The organism is Pedobacter nototheniae (genome assembly GCF_004335085.1).
Lineage (GTDB): Bacteria > Bacteroidota > Bacteroidia > Sphingobacteriales > Sphingobacteriaceae > Pedobacter > Pedobacter nototheniae.
Genome location: NZ_RQRS01000020.1, coordinates 46,709 through 70,425 on the forward strand (window position 1 = coordinate 46,709; position 23,717 = coordinate 70,425).

15 protein-coding genes are annotated in these 23,717 nt (G+C 35.4%); 7 read left to right on the plus strand and 8 right to left on the minus strand.

All coding sequences use genetic code 11. The features are described from left to right. Positions 1-404: 404 nt before the first annotated feature. A complete protein-coding gene (gene pbpC, locus EHC72_RS16695; RefSeq protein ID WP_131538853.1) occupies positions 405-2,780 on the minus strand; it encodes a penicillin-binding protein 1C in 2,376 nt (791 codons plus the stop codon). Between the two features lie 175 nt (positions 2,781-2,955). After that, on the minus strand, positions 2,956-8,556 hold the full coding sequence (locus EHC72_RS16700; protein WP_131538854.1) for an MG2 domain-containing protein: 5,601 nt from the start codon (positions 8,554-8,556) through the stop codon (positions 2,956-2,958). Between the two features lie 131 nt (positions 8,557-8,687). Between EHC72_RS16700 and EHC72_RS16705 the strand changes: the two genes are divergently transcribed. Beyond that, on the plus strand, positions 8,688-9,110 hold the full coding sequence (locus EHC72_RS16705) for a nuclear transport factor 2 family protein (protein WP_165585855.1): 423 nt from the start codon (positions 8,688-8,690) through the stop codon (positions 9,108-9,110). Between the two features lie 17 nt (positions 9,111-9,127). Here the strand turns inward: EHC72_RS16705 and EHC72_RS16710 are convergent, their stop codons facing one another. Genes EHC72_RS16710 through topA form a run of 3 tightly spaced genes read right to left on the minus strand, consistent with a single transcriptional unit; the run spans position 9,128 to position 12,761 of the window. After that, positions 9,128-9,532, minus strand: coding sequence for a hypothetical protein (locus EHC72_RS16710; protein WP_131538856.1), 405 nt, complete (start codon positions 9,530-9,532; stop codon positions 9,128-9,130). A 5-nt stretch (positions 9,533-9,537) separates the two neighbouring features. Further along, positions 9,538-10,131 (minus strand): RDD family protein, encoded by a 594-nt coding sequence (locus EHC72_RS16715; RefSeq protein ID WP_131538857.1) that lies wholly within the window; start codon positions 10,129-10,131, stop codon positions 9,538-9,540. A gap of 50 nt (positions 10,132-10,181) precedes the next feature. After that, positions 10,182-12,761: a type I DNA topoisomerase gene (gene topA, locus EHC72_RS16720; RefSeq protein WP_131538858.1), complete on the minus strand. Its 2,580-nt coding sequence runs from the start codon at positions 12,759-12,761 to the stop codon at positions 10,182-10,184. Between the two features lie 190 nt (positions 12,762-12,951). On the opposite strand from topA, the gene EHC72_RS16725 reads away from it, so the two are divergent. Then, positions 12,952-13,464 carry a glutathione peroxidase gene (locus EHC72_RS16725; RefSeq protein ID WP_131538859.1) on the plus strand — a complete coding sequence of 171 codons (513 nt, stop codon included), beginning with the start codon at positions 12,952-12,954 and terminating at the stop codon, positions 13,462-13,464. A gap of 58 nt (positions 13,465-13,522) precedes the next feature. Here EHC72_RS16725 and aqpZ read toward each other — a convergent pair whose 3' ends face one another. Together aqpZ and mnmA are read right to left on the minus strand one after the other, a co-directional pair. Beyond that, a complete protein-coding gene (gene aqpZ / locus EHC72_RS16730; protein ID WP_131538860.1) occupies positions 13,523-14,230 on the minus strand; it encodes an aquaporin Z in 708 nt (235 codons plus the stop codon). Positions 14,231-14,512: 282 nt separating this feature from the next. Further along, positions 14,513-15,604 (minus strand): tRNA 2-thiouridine(34) synthase MnmA, encoded by a 1,092-nt coding sequence (mnmA, locus tag EHC72_RS16735; RefSeq protein WP_131538861.1) that lies wholly within the window; start codon positions 15,602-15,604, stop codon positions 14,513-14,515. 712 nt (positions 15,605-16,316) lie between these two features. Between mnmA and EHC72_RS16740 the strand changes: the two genes are divergently transcribed. The 5 genes from EHC72_RS16740 (at position 16,317) to EHC72_RS16760 (ending at position 23,354) form a co-directional block, all read left to right on the plus strand. Then, the gene (locus tag EHC72_RS16740) at positions 16,317-18,605 is read left to right on the plus strand and encodes a GH92 family glycosyl hydrolase (RefSeq protein WP_131538862.1); all 2,289 of its coding nucleotides are present in this window, start codon (positions 16,317-16,319) and stop codon (positions 18,603-18,605) included. Positions 18,606-19,326: 721 nt separating this feature from the next. Next, the gene (locus tag EHC72_RS16745; RefSeq protein WP_131538863.1) at positions 19,327-20,751 is read left to right on the plus strand and encodes a glycoside hydrolase family 125 protein; all 1,425 of its coding nucleotides are present in this window, start codon (positions 19,327-19,329) and stop codon (positions 20,749-20,751) included. A gap of 314 nt (positions 20,752-21,065) precedes the next feature. Next, positions 21,066-21,497, plus strand: coding sequence for a MarR family winged helix-turn-helix transcriptional regulator (locus EHC72_RS16750; RefSeq protein ID WP_131538864.1), 432 nt, complete (start codon positions 21,066-21,068; stop codon positions 21,495-21,497). A 27-nt stretch (positions 21,498-21,524) separates the two neighbouring features. Further along, positions 21,525-21,968 (plus strand): organic hydroperoxide resistance protein, encoded by a 444-nt coding sequence (locus EHC72_RS16755; protein ID WP_211660325.1) that lies wholly within the window; start codon positions 21,525-21,527, stop codon positions 21,966-21,968. A 198-nt stretch (positions 21,969-22,166) separates the two neighbouring features. Continuing rightward, on the plus strand, positions 22,167-23,354 hold the full coding sequence (locus tag EHC72_RS16760; protein WP_131538865.1) for a GAF domain-containing sensor histidine kinase: 1,188 nt from the start codon (positions 22,167-22,169) through the stop codon (positions 23,352-23,354). Here EHC72_RS16760 and EHC72_RS16765 read toward each other — a convergent pair. Continuing rightward, complete coding sequence (locus tag EHC72_RS16765; protein ID WP_131538866.1) at positions 23,326-23,673, minus strand: hypothetical protein; 348 nt, start codon at positions 23,671-23,673, stop codon at positions 23,326-23,328. The genes EHC72_RS16760 and EHC72_RS16765 overlap by 29 nt on opposite strands. Positions 23,674-23,717 lie beyond the last annotated feature (44 nt).

The window sequence follows — 23,717 nt, forward strand, 5'->3', positions numbered from 1 at the left end:
ATTTAATCCTGTTATGAGGGAAGAAAGATTTATATAAGTATTGGGCTTTTTATGCTCTTGAAAAGCAAAGTCTGTTCTTTTGAAACCATGTTCCTGTTGCACTCAGGTTTAGGGATTGAGAATAAACCTTTGTATCTAAACCCGATCTGAGTAAATGCCACGATTTTTTTTCGGGGCAGAAACGGGAGCGGGACTGCTTTTGCTAAATATTCCTGACCGCTCATTTCCAAATCAATTTTTAGATCAGTAACAAATATTAGGAAAGCAAAGTCTGTAATTCTTTTGAACCCTTGTTCCTGTCTTTCACTATATCCCACTAGAAAAAAATCGGGGATACCGTTGCACCCAGGTTTAAGTACCCAGTTACTGTAATTTAAATTTCAATTTTCTGGTTCAGGATGGATTTAATTCTTTTTCTCCTTATCCAAAACCGTAAAAAACTGTACAAGACGTTCACCATTTTCATCCACAAGTGTTAAAGTATGTTTTCCTGCCGGCGGACTAACAGCTAATTGATGGTAATTGGTTGTAGTAGCAACATATTCATTATCGATATGCCAATATATTTTTGATGCCGCGTTTCGATGTGCAGCGTTTAACACAATTTTCCCCCTTGAGCCATTTAATTCTAGCGGAATATAAACTGTAGCACCATTTTTCGGGTAAATTAATTCCATTACATTGTTTCCGCCAGTATTTTCGCAGCCAGTCATAAATGGAGGCAAAAGTTTATAGTCGCTATTTTTAATTTTATAGTAATATTCCATTGCTGGCGGTAGTACAAACCAACTTTTGTGCACCATATTTGTAACACTTTCACATTGATCTGTTACCCGGTAGGTTCCTGTTCTATCTAAATGAATAATTTTATGGAAAGGGCAGGTAGGCGTTTTTTCTCCACTTGGTGGAACCATTTCTTCAACAACATCCAAACAGTTTTCTCCGGCTTTATAACCACTTTGCTTACAAATTTTAATTTTTTTTAGTTTAGTTGTTGGTGTTTCAAACCATTTACCGTTAGGTAATAATCTAAAAATATCAAATAAAACAGGTGCTGCTGCCTCAATACCAACTAACCCAGGTCTGCCTTCGCCATCTGCATTTCCAACCCAAACACAAACTACGTAATTTGGGGTTAAGCCAACGGCCCAGGCATCACGAAAGCCAAAACTTGTTCCGGTTTTCCATGCCACCCTTTGCGATGATGAAAATTGCTCCCATAAACCTTCATCGCCCGGACGCATTACTTCTTCCATGGCATTAAAAGTAGACCAAATAGAGGCGTGATCTAAAAAAGAATTTCGCTGTGCATCAACATCTTCCTTATGAGCTTGTTTTACGTAGGCTGCCTGTTTATAATCTGCCGGATTATATAAGCCATTATAAGTGTTGTAATGGTTTAGCGTACGTACCATGCCCATATAAGTGTTGGCTAAATCCCACATGGTTACTTCGCTGCCTCCTAAAATTAGCGATAAACCGTAATGATCTGCAGGTTGATTTAAGGTGCCAATGCCCAGTTTTTTTAGCTTATCGTAAAATCTTTCGTACTTATATTGTTGCAGCATTTTAACCGCAGGAATGTTTAACGATCGGCTTAATGCTTTATCTGCGGCAATTGCACCATCATAGCCTAAATCATAGTTTTGGGGCGAGTAGCCAGCTATTTGCGTAGGAATATCAGGAACAAGTGTATGTGGCAAAATGAAACCATCATTAAGCATACTTGCATATAATATAGGTTTTAAGGTGCTTCCAGGACTTCGTGAAGCTTTAATCATATCTACATGACTTTGCAAAAGGGGATCTTCTGGTTGGTAAACATTGCCAACATAGCTCACTACTTCTCCGCTTCGGGCATCCAAAACCAGTGCAGAAATGTTATTAATATCATTTGCACGATAACGATTATTATACCTCTTTAAAATATAACTCACCTTAAGCTGAATGTTTTCATTTAAAGTAGAAGTAATTCTTGTAGAATTAATTTTCAGTGCAGTTCGTTCAGTTTTAAAGCGATTGAGCAGATGTTGGGCATTTTGAGGAAGAGGAAGAGGTTTACCTGGAACAGGTTCAAGTTTTGATAGGTTAGCTGTAGTTTGATCGATGTATTTTAGCTTTGCGAGTTTATCCAGCAAGTCGTTTCTTTTTTTAATTAGTTTGGTAGAATTTTTACCTGGATGAACCAATGAAGGGCTGTTTGGTAAAACGGCTAGGGTAGCCATTTCGCCCCAGGAAAGGCTTTTTGCATCGCGACCGTAGTAACGCCAGCTTGCGGCTTCAAGGCCTACAACATTACTTCCAAAGGGTGCATTTGCAGCATATAAGCCTATTATTTCTTCTTTAGAATATTTTAGTTCTAATCTAAAGGCGAGCATCATTTCCAGGAGCTTTTGCCAAATTGTTCTATCTTGTTTCCGAGATAAACGAATTACTTGCATGGTTAATGTACTACCTCCGCTTACCACACTCTTAGCCTTTAAATTTTGGCGCATTGCTCTACTCATCGCTAAAAAATCTACCCCGAAATGGTTGTAAAAGCGTTTATCTTCAAAAGCAATAATGCAATCTTTAAACTTAACAGGAACACGATCAGCCACAGGAAAGCGCCACTGCCCATCCGTAGCGATGGATGCACTTAATAAATTGCCATTACTGGCTTCAACCATATATGAAGTAGGTGATTTGAATAGTTTTTTTGGGAGTGAAAAAAGAAAAAGCAGCGTAAGCAATAAACAAATACCATCTGAAATTACTATTACTTTAAATCTTTTATCCATTAAGTGCTTTTTTGTACGCAAAGCAAATATATGATTCTATTGGCCTTTTTTTCAGTTTTTCAATTTCGGGAAGTTGTTTTTTTGTAAGCTTCTACTTCCCATTACTTTAACTAAACTATTGGAAATAAAAAAACCGCAGAGTTTTTCTCTGCGGTTAAATCCGAATTAAGTATTATTATTTAACTACCTGAACCCATTTTCCAGCTTCAGTTGCAGAAATATCATGGTTATACATGGCTTCACATTGTACGGCTGATAAATAATATTTTCCTAAATAAGAAGCATTAAGAAGTACTTTGTAAACCAAACTTTCGTTTTCACGGATATTGAAATAGGTAAATACACGATCGTCTCTAATGTCTTGATAAGTAAAAGGAGACGAGGCTAAAATGCTTTGGTTATCATTAACACGGGTATTGATAATTTCCCAGCCTGACGGGAAAATTTGTGTTAGCGCCATTTGCTCATAATAACCCATTTGTCCTGGATTTTTAACCGTTACTTCGGCATAAAAATCAGTTCCTTGTTTTAAAGTTGTTGGATCTAAAGGTTTGCCATTTAGGTGTTTATAGCTAACATTCATATCTAAAACTTCAGGTCTGTTGGGCAAGAAATTATTTTGTCCTGCTACTGGTTGCCCTTGTAATACTAAACGAACAAACAGTACATTATTTCCTTTATTGCTTACCGATGCTGTATTCCCTTTAAAGCTAATTATAGAACTGTTTAGGTATTGATTAGAGTTAACTGAGGCAGATTTTCCATCTAAAACATATTGGTAATTTAGTTTATTTGAAGACTGATTTGAACCACAGAATTTTGCAATAGCAAGTAAGCTGTAGGCGGTTGTTTGTGTGCTGTACCAAGTATCTTCGCCTAATTTGGTAGCTAAGGGCTGTAGGAGCGAAGCTGCTTTTGCCTTTTGGCCAAGCAATGTTAATGTTTCTAATATCATTGCACCATCACGAACGTCGGAACCGTAAGTACCACCCAATTGATTGTATGGTTTTATTGAAGTATCTAATCCCTTAACCATGTTTTGGGCTACATCATTTTGACCTGCAAGTTTATATGCGGCAGCTAATCTCCATTTTGCAGCAACAGATAAGTATTCAAATGCTCTTAATCTGTTCATTGCGGCCATTTCTGGTTTTTTAGCGAGCGCAAGTGTATATAAACGATAAGCTTGAGATAAATCGCCACCATAAAAATTATTGCTGTTTGGCGCCCAATTTGTTGCTTTAGTTCTTTGGAAACGCAATAATTCATCTAATAAGCCAACCGGAAGTGTATATCCAGCACTTTGAGCTTCAATTAAGAAGTGACCACCATAATTTGTACCCCACTCATCAGAGCTACCTTCGCCTGGCCAGTAAGATAACCCTCCATCTGTTGTTTGGAAGCTTTTTAAACGATTAATTCCTGCTTTAAGGTTTTTTTCTGTTGTTGCTTTTTGCTGCTCAGATAATGGACTTAAACGATCTAAATACAATTGAGGGAAAATGCCCGAAGTGGTTTGTTCAATACATCCATGCGGATATTGAATTAGGTAACTTAATCGTTTGCTAAGGTTAATTGCCGGAATAGAAGAAACTTCTAAAGTTCCTGAATTTGTACCCTGCATACCAATTGAAGCATATTTTGTGCCCCAATTTTGCCCTGGTTGTACCGTTGCAGAAACTACATTTGTAATATAAGGATTTGGGTTGCGAATTTCCATTTCTACATCATATTCTGTTTTTTCAGCCCCGCTTTGTGCGATCACCTTAACTTTTGCAATACCTACCTGATTTGGAGCTTTAACTTCAAAATAAGCCATTTGTTCGCCTGTTTGCTTATAGTAAAGTTGTTGTTTATTAGTGCCTTCAACCAGTAAATTAGTAGCCTGTAGTTGTACTGAAACATTTTTTAGGTTGTTTTCTGTAGCAAAAACAGTAACAGGCAAGGTAAAGCTTTCTCCAGGTCCTATTACCCTTGGTAATGTTGCCAAAACCATAAGCGGTTTTTTAACCTGAACAGATTTTTCTGCAAAGCCGTATGCTGCATCCTGCCCGGCAACTACCATTGCTCTAACTGCACCAATATATTGTGGTAATTTAAATTTGTGCGTTTTGCTTTCGCCTTTGCCCAGTGTAAATGGACCCATAAATTTTACTACTGCCTTAAAGCGATTTGCCTTAGCAGGATTAAGGTTTTTATTGATACTTCCATCACCACCAATGCTTAAAATACGTTCTAAATTTCCACCCCATGCGCCTAAAACATAATCAAATAAATCCCAGGTTTTAACGCCTAAGCCTTCACGAGCGTAAAATGCACTATGCGGGTTTGGAGTTTTAAAACGTGTTAAGTCCAGTAAACCTTCATCCACAAGTGCAATGGTATAGGTCATGGCTTTACCGTTTTGTTCGCCTACAGTAATGGTATTTTCAGTCTCTGGCTTAATTTTATCCGCCATTTTTATGGTCGGTTTTAAAATAGTTTGAGGATCTTCAACAGAAATCGGAATCGCACCGTACATTCTAATTGGTAAATCATTAACCGTTTGCGCATGAGGCTGAAGTAAGGTAATATTGGCAAAAACATTCGGTGCCATTTCCTTTTCAGCCTTAAATGTAAATTGGGTTTGCCCCACTTTTGTATCTACCCAATAGGTTTTTAAAACACGACTTCCGTTTTCTATAGACACCAAAGCTCTTCCATTTTTACCAGTAGGGATGGTTAAAGTAATGTCTTCTCCAACCGTAAATTTTTCTTTATTGGCCGTAAATGATAACATAGAGGCTTCAGTAGGGTTATTTCCCTGTTCGCGTTGCGCCCATCCTGGCCAATCCACATAAACGGATTTTCCGGTAACATGTCCACCATTTAAATCGCGTACTAAAATTAAATAACGACCCCATTCAGGTTCATTGATTCTTAAATTCCAGCTCCCTTTTCCATTTGATAAAGTAACCTGTTTGGTTTCAATAAGTTTATTGTACTGATTTTGAGTAAAATTTGCATAAGTGTATTGGTTATCCTGTTCCCACCACCAACGCCATTGCGTTTTGTATAATTCTACCTGCACGGTTTTGCTACCACTAAGTAACTTTCCGTCGGTGTTTACGTTTACAATTTCAATTTTGTGATCTTGCCCTGTAACCAATCTGCCACTTAAACGATCGCCTTTTGGAGCTCTAATACCCAAATAATTTGTATAAACATGATATGGAATACTAAAATTATCAATACTGAAATTACCACCTGGTTCAAAAACTTTTGTTGTAAAATTGGCTCTTAAAACACCAGGAGCAGTATTATTTTCGTTCAAATTGGTGTTAATTTGAGCTGTTCCATTTTGGTTTAGTGTACCCTCAAAAATAGTTTTAACCTGCGATTGAAAGTTCACCGTAGGATTATCAAAGCTGAAACCTTCAAAACCTTTAAATTTCGTTTCTGTTGTATTCAAATTTACATCAACTTTTGCCTTTAAATTTTGTGCTACTGCACCAAATAACCATTTTGCCGAAAGGGTAGAGGCTGATGTTCCTGAAGTTAAATATGGACGATTACCAACATTAAAATCAATTTTTAAGCGATTCGGCATAACCGTTTCAACTTTTAATGTTTTAGTAAATGTTGCACCTCCAGCTTTTACCTTTGCCATCCAATCTCCTGTTGGGGAAGTACTTTCGGTTGCAGTTTTAAAGGTGTAAAAACCATTTACAGGCTTTCCATTTATTAAACGCTTATATAATTGTCCTTTAGGATTAAAAAACTCCATGGTTACAGGATAATTGGCTGGTAGTTTCTTTAATTTATCTTCCAGTACAAAGGAGATAAATAAGCTATCTCCTGGGCGCCAAACACCTCTTTCTCCATATATAAAACCTTTTAAACCACTTTGAACAACATCGCCACCAACATCAAACCTGCTTAAAGGTAACGAGTTACCATCATCTAATTTTAAATAACCCCTTTCAGCACCATTTTTTGCAATTAATAAAAAAGGCTGTCTTTTTAAATCAAAGCGTGCAAATCCATCTCCATCGGTTTTAGTTCTGTAAATAATTTGCTTTTGAAAATCCATCAACTCTAAACTCACTCCGCTTAATGGTTTTGCCGTTAATAAATCTGTAGCAACAATAAGCATACTATTATCGTTTCCACGTTTGGCAACCAAACCAATGTTTGAAGCAATTAAATTTCTACTTGCCCATTTTTCATTGGTATAAAAAGATGGCGTACACGGATTATCTTTATCACTCCAACGGTAATTTGAAGGATAATAGTTGTTATAACGTTTCCAAAAATCATCGTCTTCATCAATTTTTTCGCCATAACTATCGCTTTCACCATAATAACCTTCCTCCTCATCATCGCTATTTGCATCTGCTTTTTCTTCATTAGCTTTACAATTAAACGCATTGTATTCTTTTCTGAAAGCAATTGTAACACGATACATTGCGCCAGGTTCGGTGCGAATCATCTTATCTAAATCAAGCGTAAAACGATTTTTTTTATGCAAGTTCAACGCCTTATCTTCATCTAAACGTACTGTTTTTTGTAAAATAGGCTTCGCAACTCTACGCAATTCATTTCCATCTTTATAGTTGTTAGTTTGGAAGAATTGAGGGATATTATTCTCATATATTTTTATTACAGTTACATCAACTGCTTTCAAATTAACCGCTTCGAAGGGTAATACCAATTTACCCGAGTTTGGTAAAATTGTACCCGCTCCAGAAATAACTACAGCTGGTAGTTTATCCTCAAAAGTAATACTTGCGGTTTTGCCATTTGCTAATTTCTTGCCGTTTATATTTTCAATCCCTGCATTAACATTTAAAGCAAAATTGCCCTTTAATTCCTCTGCAGCATATATTTTAACCTGGCTGCCGTCAATTGTATATCTAAGGTCAGTTAAGTTGCCAAGCGTAATCATTCCCGTTAAATCCTGCCCAACGCCAATAGGTTCAGAAAACTGAACTAAGGCGTAATCTTCTTCACCTTGTACAGCTTTCATATCTAAAATTTCAAACTTGTTTAAAGCAGGAACACGGATTTCTGCATTTCCTTTTTGATCTGCATTAATGGCATCGCCATTCCAGTTTATTTTCAAAGTTTGATCGTTGCTTTGTTTTCTAATACTATCAATAGTGAATTTTGAAGTATTTTTAGCTGGATTATGTTGCCATTTAATCTTTAATTTCTGGCCGAAATCAGTTTCAATAGTTTTCTCTATGGCTTTTGTTTCTTCTTCATCAGCAGTTAATATTTCTCCACTTAACTTCATGTATTCCAGTGAAGTATTGTTTTGCGAAACTAATCCACTTTGGCTAAACATAATTCCTGGACTAATCACTTTAAATTCAAAGTCGAAATCTTCAAGACCTTTTTCTGTGGCCGATACCTCTGAAAGTTTAAAAGTTACTTCGTAGTTTTTTCCAGGTTTAAGGTTTTCATCTGGTCTAAATTCCACGGTTTGCGGATCAATCCAATAAGTTTTTCCTGAAATACCAGGGGAGAAGTCGAATAAATCTCTTGAATCAGCTTTGCCTAAATCTTGCATACCTTGAGCGGCATTTGCAAGATGAACGCGGATAAAGCTTTTCTTTGAGATTGTTCCCGAAGTATAGGCTTCAATATATTTGGCATAAGCCTGATTGTCTTCGTTTGTTTTTCTTTTTCTGTTAAAGAAAATAAAGGCTATTGCTGCAATGGAAATAGCGAGAATACCGATAAAAATAAATTTCTTTTTTTTCGATGATGCGTAAGTAGATGGGTTTTCCATATCTGTTTTAGGTTAAACGTGAGGTAAATTAGCCAAAAATCTGCTTAAACAAAAAAAATACATTTCAACATTTGATACTTATCATCGATTTAGATATGTTTACAGGAATCTAATCCCGATATAAAACTATTATGAAGAAACTATTTATCTGCACCATGCTAACGTATTGTTCTATAAGTTTTTGTTTTGCACAAAAAAAAGACGTAGAGAATGCTGTGAGCCAGCTAACTAAACTTATGATTACGCCTGATAGCTTGGCACTTGATAAAATAGTACTGAATAATTTAAGCTATGGCCACTCCAGTGGGAAAATTCAAACTAAGCCAGAATTTATGCATTCGCTACTTTCGGGCGAATCTGATTTTGTGGATATTAATTTAACAGATCAAACAGTAATTTTACAAAATAAAACAGCTTTGGTTCGCCATACATTAAATGCTAAAACGAACGACAAAAATGTACCTGGAAATGTGAAACTTTACATCCTATTAATCTGGACAAAAGAGAAGGCTGGATGGAAATTACTGGGCAGACAAGCAGTTAAAGTGCCTTAGAAATCCTATTTTTTAGTTTACTTAATCATTACGCCAGGTTTATTTACCAGTGGGATTTTAATTAAGTTCATATCGATAATGCTTTCTGGCAGAAAGATAAATTTCTTATCATAAATGGTTGATCCAATATAATAACTTAACCAATATTCGTTAGTTAAGCCAAATACCTCAGGGTCAATTGCTTCAACGCCACTGAAAGAATTAGCGTCCATATCACCAATAAAGTGCCTTAAAACAGAGGTTTTTACAGGTTTACCATCTTTTTCTCCATATCCTTTTGAGCTAATGATCACATTGGTAATGGCTTCGTTTTTTAAATTAACAAGATAAACTGTCCAGTTTTTAACTTCTGGAGTTTCGCTCATTAATACAACTGCCATGGCAATATCTTCAACTAAATTTTCTGGTAAATCTGCTTTCACAATGGTTAACTATTTTTGTTGTATTTAATTAATGTAGTACTTGAAAATCTATCGTGAAATCCATCACTTGAAAATAAGAAAGATAACGCATCAAACGGGATAAACCTACAAATGGTTCTTGTAATTATATATTTCAAATCTGGAACATCCTCATCTTTTGTGACCACCAACGAACTAGTGATAAATTTACCAATCGTTCTTTGGTATTTAGTCTCCATAAAAACATAATATCCAAAGAAACATAATAACATTATTAAGTATTCGAATAGTACGTGTAGCTTTTGTGGACCAAATAATAAGTCAATGAAAAAGAACATAATAGCGCTAATTATGCAACAAATAATTGTATCTACTACAAAATGGACAAGCCTTTTTAAAGAATTTACCTTTTTTGAATCAAACTTTCTTTTTTCTTCAAGCTGATTGACTAAGTCAGATTTGAAGAACTCTATTTTTTCAGCACCAATATTCCTGGTTTTGATCTCCTCTTCAGCAGCTTCAATAGCGAAAGGTTGATAATCTTGTCGATTGATAGTCAGAATATTAACTAGTTCTTCATCTGTCCGTTTAGACATTATGTCCTTAAAGTCACTAGCCATATTATATGCTATTAAATTATAATCTTATTATCCAATAACTCTAAACTTTTTTATTTCTTTTTTGCTACTGCTTTTTTTGCTGCAGGTTTCTTAGCCGTTGCTGCTTTCTTTTTCGGCGCTGCCTTTTTCTTAGTTTCAAAAGCATCTGGAACCTGTTCAACGATCATTTTCTTTACTACATCCAACTCAATATCCACCAATTCTTCAGGGGTATATTTTTGTTTGGTCGCTTCGTTATTTCTAAGTTTCAGCATTAATTTACCGAAACGGATAAACGGTCCCCAACGTCCATTTTCAATAGAGATTTTTTCTTCATCCCAAGTTTTAATGTAACGGTTCGCCTCTTTTTCTACTTTTTTACCAATTAATGTATCAATATCGGCTTGAGAAAGATTGTCGTAATCATAACCTTTGGCTGGAATGTTAATGAACAAATCGTTCCATTTAATGAAAGGGCCAAAGCGACCTTTGCCTTTTGTTACCGGTAAACCTTCATACTGCGCAATTGGAGCATCAGCATCCATTTTCTCCTTTATAATTTCAACCGCTCTATCGTAGGTAACCGCTAAAGGCTCTTCATTTTTTGGTAAAGAGATAAAACTTTCACCCCACTTAACGTATGGACCGAAACGACCTACACCGATTACAACCTCTTTGCCTTCAAAATCTTCTAGCTGGAATGGAAGTTTAAAGAGCTCTAAGGCATCTTCTAGCATAATAGTTCCAACGGATTGGCTACGCATTAAACTGGCATAGCGAGGCTTTTCTTCATCGTCAGCTTCACCAATTTGAACCAAAGGACCAAATTTGCCCACTTTAGTGTAAACATTTTTGCCTGTAGCTGGATCTAAACCTAATAAACGCTCCCCAGTAGCACGTTCGGCAGTTTCTAAAGTATTTTCTACCTCCTGGTGAAATGGGTTATAGAAAGAATGCAACATTTTAGTCCATTCCTGTAAACCTTGTGCTATTTCATCAAATTCCTTTTCTACGTTGGCCGTGAAATTAAAATCTACAATGCCTTTAAAATGTTCAACTAAGAAATCATTTACAACTTCACCAATATCTGTAGGGAAAAGTTTAGATTTCTCCGCACCTGTAATTTCTGTTTTAGTTTCTTTCTTTACAATACCATCGGCTAAAATAATAGAAACAAATTTTCGTTGCTTACCATCTCTATCTTCTTTTACTACGTAACCACGGTTTTGTACTGTAGAAATGGTTGGCGCATAAGTAGAAGGACGACCAATACCTAATTCTTCCAGCTTTTTAACGAGACTGGCCTCTGTATATCTTGCCGGCGGACGAGAATAACGCTCGGTTGCCTGCATTTCTTTTAAAAATAATTCTTGTCCTTTAGCTAAAGGAGGTAGGATAGAACCGCCTTCTTTTTCTTCGTTTTCTTCATCATCTGTAGATTCTAAATAAACTTTAAGGAAGCCATCAAATTTTAAAACCTCACCCTCGGCAACTAAAAGCTCTTTACGAGTTGAAGTTGAAATTTGTGCGGTGGTTTTTTCAAATAAAGCCTCACTCATTTGCGAAGCGATAGAACGTTTCCAAATTAAATCATATAAACGCTTTTCCGAAATATCTCCATCAACAGTATGCCTATCAAAATAAGTAGGGCGAATGGCTTCGTGAGCTTCTTGTGCACCTGCAGATTTAGTTTTATATTTTCTCGGCTGGTGATATTTATCGCCATAGGCTGATTTAATTTCTGCTGCTGCTGCTGCTAATGCTGTATCCGATAAGTTTACCGAATCCGTTCTCATATAAGTAATTTTACCGGCCTCATACAAGCGTTGTGCAACTTGCATGGTTCTGGCAACTGAAAAACCTAATTTTCTGGAAGCCTCCTGTTGTAAAGTTGAAGTAGTAAAAGGTGCAGCTGGATTACGTTTTGCAGGTTTAGTTTCTAAACTGCTGATGTCGAATTTTGCGTTAATGCAATCCTGAAGGAACTTATTGGCTTCTGCCTCGTTTTCAAATCGTTGTGGTAATTCTGCTTTAACAATTTCTTTTCCTTTTCCGGTAGAGAATTGTGCTGTAATTTTAAAAGCCGCTGTAGCGCTGAAATGATTAATCTCTCGTTCTCTATCAACAATTAAACGTACTGCAACTGATTGTACACGACCAGCTGAGAGCGATGGTTTTACTTTTTTCCATAAAACTGGAGAAAGCTCAAAACCTACCAAACGATCTAAAACGCGGCGTGCTTGTTGCGCAAATACTAGGTTATAATCAATTCCTCTCGGACTTTCAATTGCTTTTAAAATGGCAGGCTTTGTAATTTCATGAAAAACAATTCTTTTAGTTTTCTCTGTTTTTAGGCCTAAGGTTTCAAATAAGTGCCAAGATATTGCTTCTCCCTCGCGGTCTTCATCGGATGCTAGCCAAACCATTTCGGCATCCTTAGCTAGTTTTTTCAGTTCGGCAACTACATTTTTCTTATCTGCAGGTACTTCATACGTTTGGGCAAAATTATTTTTAATATCAATCCCCATATCGCCTTTCACTAAATCCCTAATGTGGCCATAGCTTGATTTCACAAGGAAATCTTTACCTAAGTAGCCTTCGATAGTTTTAGCTTTTGCGGGTGATTCGACGATTAATAAATTTTTGGCCATGAAATACGTTTTTCTGCAAATAAAGCTATAAATAAAGCGAAAATCAAAACCTGACTAAAATTTAATGAACTTTTTTGATTTATTAAAGACAAATGCAACAAAGAAATTGCCTCTTTATGGCTTTATTTACAGGGCTGTTACAATGAGGAAAACTATTTGTATCTATATTCGTATATAAAAATAAAACAAAATGATAAGTACAATCCTAATTCTATTAAATCTATTGGTGTCGCCACCAAAAAATGTTTACGATTTTAGTTTTAAAACAATCGATGGTAAAGAAATTAAGCTTTCGAAGTTTAAAGGCAAAAAAATCCTCATAGTAAATACCGCATCTAAATGTGGTTTCACTCCACAATATGAAGATTTGGAGAAACTACACAAACTTTATGGAAAAAAAGTGGTATTAATTGGTTTTCCTGAAGGAGATTTTGGTGGACAAGAATTTTCTACCAATACTGAAATTAAAGAATTTTGTACAGGCAAATACAATGTTTCCTTTTTATTGGCCGAAAAAAGTAGTGTAATTGGTAAAGATATTAGCCCATTATTTAAATATTTAACTACCCAACCAGGAACAGAGGAGCAAGGTGATATTAAATGGAACTTTGAGAAATTCTTAATTAATGAAAAGGGAGAGTTGGTACACCGTTTCCGTTCAAAAATTAAGCCGTTGGACGAGGCTATTACTAAAAACTTTTAAAATAGAAATTGGAGATTGTAATTGATTTTATTACAATCTCCAATTACAAAAAGTGGGGTTAGTTTTTCTCTAAAACTGTTCTCCAAACAATGGCGCTTAAAATTGCACCAATAATTGGAGCTACAATAAAGAGCCAAACTTGGCTAATGGCTTGTCCACCAACTAAAATAGCAGGGCCAATACTACGTGCAGGGTTTACCGAAACACCAGTTACTGGTATACCTACTATATGTATAAGCACTAAACTTAAACCTATTGCTAAACCTGCAAAACCTCCATTAATATTTTTGGTAGATGTAGAGCCGAAAATAACAAGTAAGAAAATAAAGGTAAGTACAACTTCAGCAATAAAACCCGCTTGCAAATTGTAATGTTGCGGCGAAAGTGCATCATAACCATTTTGCCCTAAGCCGTTTGCTGCTACAGAATATTCTGGCTTGCCGGATGCAATGAGCATTAAAATACCCGCACCAGCAATTGCGCCTAAAATTTGGGCTACAATATAGTATGCAGCTTCACTAAATTTCATTCTTCCGGCTACAACCATTCCTATAGAAATTGCAGGGTTAATGTGGCAACCTGAAATATGACCTATCGCATATGCCATTGCCACTACGGATAAGCCAAAAGCGAAGGATATACCCAGTAATCCAACGCCAGTTGTGCCATTAGCACCCGCAATTACGGCACTACCACAACCCATTAAAACTAATACTAGTGTGCCGAGGAATTCGGCGCCAAATTTTGATAATTTGCTTGTTTCCATATAATTATTTGTTTAAGATTTAAAAGAAAAATTATATAGGGACAGATTTGAATCAAAAGTAAATTAAAAATTAGATATTCAAATGTTTTAGGAATAAAATATGTGCGAGAAATTATTATTAATGTATACATTACTTTACATAATGTTTTAATAAAGGCGCTTAATTGGTTAAAATTAAATAGTTAACCTTTAAATTAAATGAAATAGATTATGCAAAATTCAAATTGTTATGCAATAAAAAAGCCAGCATTTAGCTGGCTTAATATTATAATAGTGTATGCTTTAAACTAAAAAGCCACCACCTAATAAATCATTACCTTCGTAAAATACAGCAGATTGACCAGGTGCAATTGCCGAAACTGAGTGATCAAACACAACACGCATTTTATCTTTTTCTTGTACAATTGTACTTAACATACCTGCATCTTTATACCGTATTTTGGTTATTACATCATTCATTGGTTCCTCAATGCTGGCATATTTAACCAGGTTTACGTTTCTAACCATCGCTTCGCGACGCTCTAATTCATCAGCACGGCCTAATACAACAGTATTACTTTCGGGCAAAATCTGCGTTACAAACATCGGCTCGCCAAAAGCAACACCTAAACCTTTACGCTGACCGATAGTATAAAAGGGGTAGCCTTTATGTTGACCGACAATCATTCCATTACTTAAAATAAAATTACCACCTGCAACTCTATCTTCAAGGTCTTCAACCTTATGTTTTAAAAATGCTCTGTAATCATTATCAGGTACGAAACAAATTTCGTAGCTCTCAGATTTTTTCGCCAATTCTTCTTGTCCCATATCTAAAGCCATTTGTCTGATTTCAGATTTAGCAAAGCTTCCCAAAGGAAATTTAGTACGCGAAAGGTTTTCTTGAGAAACGCCCCAAAGTACGTAAGACTGATCTTTATTTTCGTCCTTACCTTTAGAAATTACATAACGACCGCTATCTTGCTGGCGAATATTTGCATAATGTCCTGTTGCAATAAATTCACAATCTAATTTATTGGCACGTTTTAATAAAGCTTCCCATTTAATGTGGGTATTGCATAAAACACATGGATTTGGGGTACGCCCAGCCAAGTATTCATCAACGAAGTTATCAATTACATAATCGCCAAATTCATCACGTATATCTAATATATAATGTGGGAAACCGTAATTTACGGCCAAGGTGCGGGCATCATTAATGCTATCTAAACTGCAACAACCAGTTTCCTTGCTGCTGCCACCAGAACTTGCATAATCCCAGGTCTTCATGGTTAAGCCAATTACTTCATAACCCTGCTCATGTAACATAACTGCTGCTACCGAACTATCAACCCCGCCACTCATGGCTACCAGAATTCTACCGTGTTTACTCATTTTAATACTATTGGCTGCAAAAATAAGGTTTATTTACCTGAAATTATTTAAAGCAAGTCAGTTACTTGTAAAAAGCTAACATTGCACCAGTATTGGGTTATCGGGCAGGGGATAAAACGGATTTTAAAAATGAGAAAGTTATTTGGAAATTTTTTCGGCAGTGACGATCATTCTATGCCTTGTATTTAAACCCGATGTAAGTGAATGCCACGATTCTTTATCGGGCAGCAACAGGAGCGGGGCTGCTATTTGCGTAGTATTACTGTCTGTTCATTTCCAAATAAGTTCTATTGCGATAGTTTCTTAGATTAGCAATTAAAGATAAGGAAAGCAAAGCCTGCAGTTATTTTGAATCTTTATTCCTGCTTTTCGCTATATCCCGATAGAAAAAATCGGGAATACCGCTGCACTCAGGTTTAATAAACGAGAGTGAGGCTACAGTTTACTAAGCATTACTATCCGTTCATTTTCAAATTTTAGAAAGCAACGTTGGTGCTCTTTTTAAAGATAACGTTGCAAATCCTCACTATGATGCAAGCTTTTTACTTTTATCAGGTTTATTAAATAAATGGATTTCTAATATGCCAAAAGAACCTCTTAAATTATGATTTTATATTCTTTTTGTATTACTTAAACGTTTTAGTTTGTCAAAATTCACAATGTGAAGATTAATTGATACCTTAGGATTCTGAAATTAAAAATTGAATAAACTATGATTAAAAAATTTATTCTGCCATGCCTTTTGCTATCCTCAATAGTTGTTTCAGCGCAGCAAAACCTTGTGCAGTATGTAAAGCCAATTATTGGTACTGAAAAAATGGGGCATACCTACCCAGGCGCTACAGTTCCATTTGGATCGGTACAGTTAAGCCCAGAAACTGATACAATTTCGTACGAAATGAACGGGAAATATAATGGAGATGTATATAAATACTGTGCGGGTTATAAATATGAAGATAAAACTATAACAGGATTCAGTCATACTCATTTTAGTGGCACTGGACACTCAGATTTAGGCGATTTTTTAATTATGCCAACTCAGGGTAAGCTTCAACTTAATCCAGGAACGGCTTCAAACCCAAAAGGCGGTTATCGTTCTGCTTTTTCTCATCAAAATGAAGTTGCAGAAGCTGGTTATTATAAGGTAAAACTTGATGATGATAACATTACAGCAGAATTAACGGCAACTACAAGGGTTGGTATGCATCAATATACTTTTCCTAAATCAGATCAATCGCATATAATTCTGGATTTAATGGCTGGAATTTATAATTACGATGAAAAAACAGTTTGGACGTATGTGCGTGTGGTTAACGATACTTTAATTACGGGTTATCGCCAAACCAATGGATGGGCCAGAACAAGGACTGTTTATTTCGCTATGAGTTTTTCCAAACCTTTTAAAAGCTATGGACAGAAAAATTATGATGCCAAGCAAGCGTATAGAGGATTTTGGGGCAAGTTTAACCAAAACAAAAACTTTCCTGAAATAGCGGGAAAAAAAGTAAGAATGTTTTTTGATTTCGATACTCAAGAAGGGGAGAAGATTAAAATTAAAATGGCTTTATCGCCGGTTAGTCAAGAAAATGCATTGCAAAATATGCGTACTGAAATTTCTGGATGGGATTTTGAAAAAGTAAAAGCTCAAGCACAGGCAACCTGGAATAAAGAATTAAATAAGATTCAGATTAATACATCTAACGATAATAAGATTAACTTTTATACCGCACTTTATCACGCTTTTATAAATCCAACAACTTATACGGATGTAAATGGCGAGTATAAAGGATTGGATCAGGGCGTACACAAGGCTGATGGCTTTACAAATTATACTACATTTTCACTTTGGGATACCTACCGGGCTTTACACCCGTTTTTTAACGTAATCCAGCCAAGTAGAAACAACGATATGGTAAAATCTATGATGGCACATTACGATCAGAGTAGCCTGAAAATGCTTCCAATTTGGTCTCATTATGCTAATGATAACTGGTGCATGAGTGGTTACCATAGTGTATCGGTAATTTCTGACGCTATAATTAAAGGTACTTACAATGGCGATGCCAATAAAGCACTTGATGCCTGCGTTGCAACAGCAAAGCACCGCGATTATGAAGGTATTGGCTACTACATGGATTTAGGGTATATCCCTGCCGAGAAAAGTGGAATTTCAGTCTCCAACACATTAGAATATGCTTATGATGATTGGGCAATTGCGCAAATGGCGAAAAAATTAAACCGTATGGATGTGTATGAGGAATTTATTAAAAGATCAGGCAACTGGAAAAATAATTTTGATCAGGCATCTGGTTTTATGCGCCCTAAACTGGCTGATGGAACTTTTAAGAAATCTTTTGATCCTAAGGATACTGAAGGACAGGGTTTTATTGAAGGTAATAGCTGGAATTATAGCTTCTTTGTGCCACAAGATCCAGCTTCATTAATTGAATTAATGGGCGGCAAAAAGAAATTCGCCATGCGATTAGATACTTTATTTACCATGCACTTGCCCGATGAATTTTTTGCTCATACTGAAGACATCACCCGTGAAGGTATAATTGGTGGTTACGTGCATGGAAATGAGCCGGCACACCATATTGCTTATTTGTACAACTGGACAGATCAACCGTGGAAAACGCAAGCACAAATTCGCCACATTTTAAATATGCAATACAAGCCTACAGCTGATGGTTTGGGTGGCAATGATGATTGTGGACAAATGAGTGCGTGGTACATGTTTTCGTCTTTAGGTTTTTATCCTGTAGCACCAGGATCTGACGTTTACGCTTTAGGAAGCCCATCAGTAAATAACGCAGTGCTAAATCTTGAAAATGGCAAAACCTTCACTGTTGAGGCCATTAAGCAAAGCGATAAAAATGTTTATGTAGAAAAGGTTCTGTTAAATGGTAAATTACTTACCACTCCTTTTATTAAACATGCAGATTTAATGAATGGCGGTAAGATTACTTTTTATATGTCATCAAAACCTAAAAAATCATAATAAAATATTAAGCATCCCATTTACAATTGAACCGCTGGTAATTTGACCAGCGGTTTTTTTTATGGATAAGTTTTCTGAAAAATTGGTGCTGTTATTTTATAAGAAAAATATAAAACCTGAACCAATTTTGTGCTTTGTAAGAATTTATAGACTGAAATTAAGAGCTTTTGCTTGACTAATCTTCGTAGATAAATCAAATAATAGGGAAATATAGTAATCTAAATTTTAAATTAGTCACGGAAAAATAGGTATTGAGCACGGTTTCTATGTTATTTAATTGTTTTGTTGACTTTTGTCATTAATATTTAATTAGGTATTGCTAATCAATTTATTAAAGTTTAACTTGTCATTGTAAAATCATTAACTAAACCTTATTTCATTAACGCTCTCTTTTTTATTGGATCAGCACGCTCGTTGCTGATCTAGTAAAAAGTTTTTCGCATCAGTTTATAGCTGTTGTTGTCTTTGTTATTATCCTTATTTTACTGGTAAATTTTCTAATGTAAAAAGAAATTCATTTTTAACTTTGAACACGTTAAACGTTTTACTACTTTCGATAATATTATCAGATAATGGCTTAACAAATATTGCATATCTTGTAAAGTCAATCAATTATTAAAGGAAGATACAAGTAACTGTAGAAAACGAATTATAATTGTTTAAACTGTAATATGTATCAGATTAACAACCTATAAATAACCAAATAGAACACAATACACATATGAAAAGAAGAACATTTATACAAAATACCGGTTTACTCGGTGCCGGTTTAGTAGCCTCTAAATTTTCCTTTGCTGCAGATTTCGGTACAAACTTTCCAGTGGTAAGAGTTGCTGCTGATAAAAGGCACTTTAAAAGTAAAGCTGTAGATGATGCTATTAAAACCTTTCAAACAAATGTTAAAAACCCCGAATTAAGCTGGTTATTTGAAAACTGTTTCCCAAATACTTTAGACACTACCGTTTATCACTCAGAAAAAAATGGTCGCCCTGATACCTATGTTATTACAGGAGATATTGATGCCATGTGGTTGCGTGATAGTTCTGCGCAGGTTTGGCCATATTTGCAGTTTGTGAATGAAGATGAACCACTTAAGAAATTAATTGCTGGAGTAATTATTCACCAAACTAAATGCGTTTTGAAAGATCCATATGCAAACGCTTTTTATGGAGATGCTACAAAAGTTGGTGAGTGGAAAACTGATTTAACAGATATGAAACCAGGGATTCATGAACGTAAATGGGAAATTGATTCACTTTGTTACCCTATTCGCTTAGCTTATCACTATTGGAAAAAAACAGGTGATAAAACCCCTTTTGATGCAGATTGGAAAAAAGGAATAGAAGCTACTTTAGAAACTTTTAAGCAGCAGCAACGTAAAGAAAATCATGGGCCATATCACTTTCAAAGAGAAACCAATAAACCAACTGATAGTTTACCAATGTCTGGCTATGGTTTCCCAGTTAATCCTGTTGGCTTAATTTGTTCAGCTTTCCGCCCGAGTGATGATGCAACAATTTTCCCTTTCTTAATTCCTTCTAATTTCTTTGCCGTAACCAGCTTAAAACAAGCAGCAGAGATGATTAAGGCTTTGCAAAGCGATAAAGCATTAGAAAGTAATTTACTTAATTTGGCCAATGAAGTAAATGCAGCTATTCAAAAACATGGCATTGTTAACCACCCAAAATATGGCAAAATTTATGCTTTTGAGGTAGATGGTTTTGGCGGTGCTTATATTATGGACGATTCTAACGTACCTAGTCTTTTAAGTTTACCTTATTTAGGTGCCTTAAGTGCTGACGATCCAATTTATAAAAACACAAGAAAGTTTGCTCTTTCTAAAGATAATCCATACTTTTTTAAAGGTACAGCTGGCGAGGGGATTGGTGGGCCACACTGCGGACAGGATATGATTTGGCCAATGAGTATAACCATGCGAGGCTTAACTTCAAAAGATGATGCAGAAATTAAGTGGTGTATCGAAACCCTTCAAAAAACACATGCAGGTAAAGGCTTTATGCACGAATCTTTCCATAAAGATGATCCTGCAAACTTTACCAGATCGTGGTTTGCATGGTCTAATACACTTTTTGGTGAGTTACTTTGGAGAACTTACCACGAAAAACCAGCTTTGTTAAAAGCGTAGGTATAAAGTAATCTGTTTCTAAAGCAATCTTAAAGCATAAGTTCTAATTTGGATTTTAATGCTTTAAGATTGCTTTTTTGTTTACTCGATATTTAAACAAAGTTTAAATATTATCTGGCAATAAGTTTTTTTTGAAAATTACAGTCTGCTCATTTTCAAAAGCCTTCCATCTTTAGCGTAAATAATAATTTTTTTAGGAAAAGAAATGCCTTGGTTCATTTGAAAAAATGCATTGTAAGCTTTTGGTCATTATTAAATTTTTGATTGCATTTTAATTGTGTGCAATTTAATTTTGAGCAATTAATAATTCAGTTATGGATATTTTAAAACTTGAAAATCAGTTATGTTTCCCTTTATATGCATTATCGAGGGTAATTACAGCACATTATAAACCTTTATTGGCGAAGATAGAGTTAACATATCCTCAATATTTAGTTATGCTGGTACTTTGGGAATATAAAAGTTTATCTGTGAAAGAGCTTGGAGAAAAGTTACTACTCGATTCAGGAACGTTAACTCCATTGCTAAAACGCCTTGAAGAAAAAGTACTTGTAAAACGGGAGCGGAGTAAGGCTGATGAACGCATGGTATTTATTAGTTTAACTGAAAATGGGTTATCGCTGAAGAAAGCAGCTCAACAAATCCCGAAAGATTTGGCTTGCAGCTTAGATTTAAGTGAGGATGAACTAATTTCTGTAAAGAATATAGTTTTCGAATTATTAGAAAAAGCAAGAAAGGATATTTAAAAATTCAATTATATAAAATCAAAAAAAATGTCGATAAAAGCAATTTATACCGCAACAGCCACAGCAACAGGCGGAAGAAATGGAAACGTAGTTTCATCTGATGAAGTTTTAAACCTTGAAGTAAGAATGCCAAAAGAACTAGGTGGTACTGAAACTGGATATACAAATCCTGAGCAATTATTTGCAGCAGGTTACGCCGCATGTTTTGATAGTGCTTTAAATTTAGTTATCAAAACATCAAAAGTAGAAACCGGTGCTACAGCTGTTAGAGCAAATGTAGGTATTGGAAAAAATGACCAAGGTGGTTTTGGCTTAACGGTTGTTCTTGATGTTAATATAAGCGACGTGAGCGATGAACTGGCTAAATCTCTAGTAGAAAAAGCACATCAGGTTTGTCCATACTCTAACGCAACCAAAGGCAATGTAGAGGTAACGCTAAATACAACAACTTTAGCAGCAGCGCAGTTTTAACTATTTCATACTTTCCATTAAACAAAATCTAAATTGAGGTTTTGTTTAATGGATTTTTTTTTAAATAATACGTTAAAATGCGGTATATAACTATGTATACTTATTAAAAACTATACTTTTGTAAAGGAAATGATAAAGATGTTAGAGGTTTATATCCAAAACATTCTTTAAATTGCTTTCATTATTAAAATTTATCCTTTGCACCTCCCTAAATCAAACATTCTTGCTGATTTGGATTCGATTAGTCGAATTCCTGCTGTGGCACACATTTTAGAAATTGTATGTAACACCACAGGTATGGGTTTTGCGGCTGTTGCGCGTGTAACTGAAGAAAGCTGGATTGCTTGTGCAGTGCATGATGAAATTAGCTTTGGTTTAAAGGTTGGTGGAGAGCTTAAACTTGAAACAACAATTTGTAATGAAATCCGCCAGCACAGAAAACCTGTAGTAATTAACCATGTATCGCAGGATGAGAAATACATCCACCATCACACACCGCTGATGTATGGTTTTCAGAGCTATATTTCCATGCCAATTAATTTAAAGGATGGATCATTTTTTGGTACTCTTTGTGCTATAGATCCTAAACCGGCAGTAATTAATACCTCAACAATAGTAAATATGTTTAGGATGTTTGCTGATTTAATTGCTTTCCATCTGGATGCATTGGAACAACTGGATTTAAGTGAAAAAAACCTTAAACAAGAAAGAGAAACATCTGAACTTAGAGAACAATTTATTGCCATTCTTGGTCATGATTTGCGCAATCCTTTAAATGCGGTATCAAATAGTGCTCAATTATTAAGCAGAATGAATGTTGATGAAAAAACAGTTCGTTTAGGAAATATTATTAAGGATTCTGCTTACAGAATGAATGGTTTAATTGAAAACATGCTTGATTTTGCAAGTGGAAGATTGGGTGGCGGAATAACCATAAATAGAAATTCGGACGAAAATCTGCAAGAAACTTTAGAACAGGTTATTACGGAAATGCAGGCAAATTTGCCAGATAGAAAAATTATAACTTCTTTCGATTTAAACAAACCCGTACACGCTGACGGTAAAAGGATTGCCCAACTTTTTTCTAATTTATTGGGTAATGCACTTAATTATAGTGCTGCAGATGCAGTTGTAGAAGTTAGTGCAAAGAGTGATAACAATGGTTTTTCTTTGTGCGTTTCTAATCCTGGTAAACAAATTTCGAACGCTACAATGGAACGTCTTTTTCAACCATTTTCCAGGGGAGAAGTAGAGCCAAATCAAAAAGGTTTAGGTTTAGGACTTTACATTGCATCAGAAATTGCAGAAGCACACGGCGGGAAACTTGATGTAAGCTCCACACCAGAAAAAACTTGCTTTACTCTTCATTTGCCAAATAATCAATAATAAGCTGTTTAGCAAAATCTGAAATTCCATTTTTGGAATTATTGGTTAAGGATTGCTCAGTATGATTATCCTCATAAAAAGTTGCTTCAATAGCATTAAATCTCAAATAAGCACCTTCAAAATTTCGTTCCTGATCTTCTTCATTTACTTTCATGGATTGAAATTGAAAAGTGGTTATTTTATTAGTCAATTTATCCAGTTTAATCCATTTAAAACAATCATAAACCTCCGCATTAGCGGGTAAATTAGTTTTTTCTATTTCGATAATGCTAATTTTATCGTTTTCTAAATGATATAAGCTTTTAAATGTTAATTGCATAATGCTAAAAATATAACTTCAGTCATCAGAAAACAAATAATAAT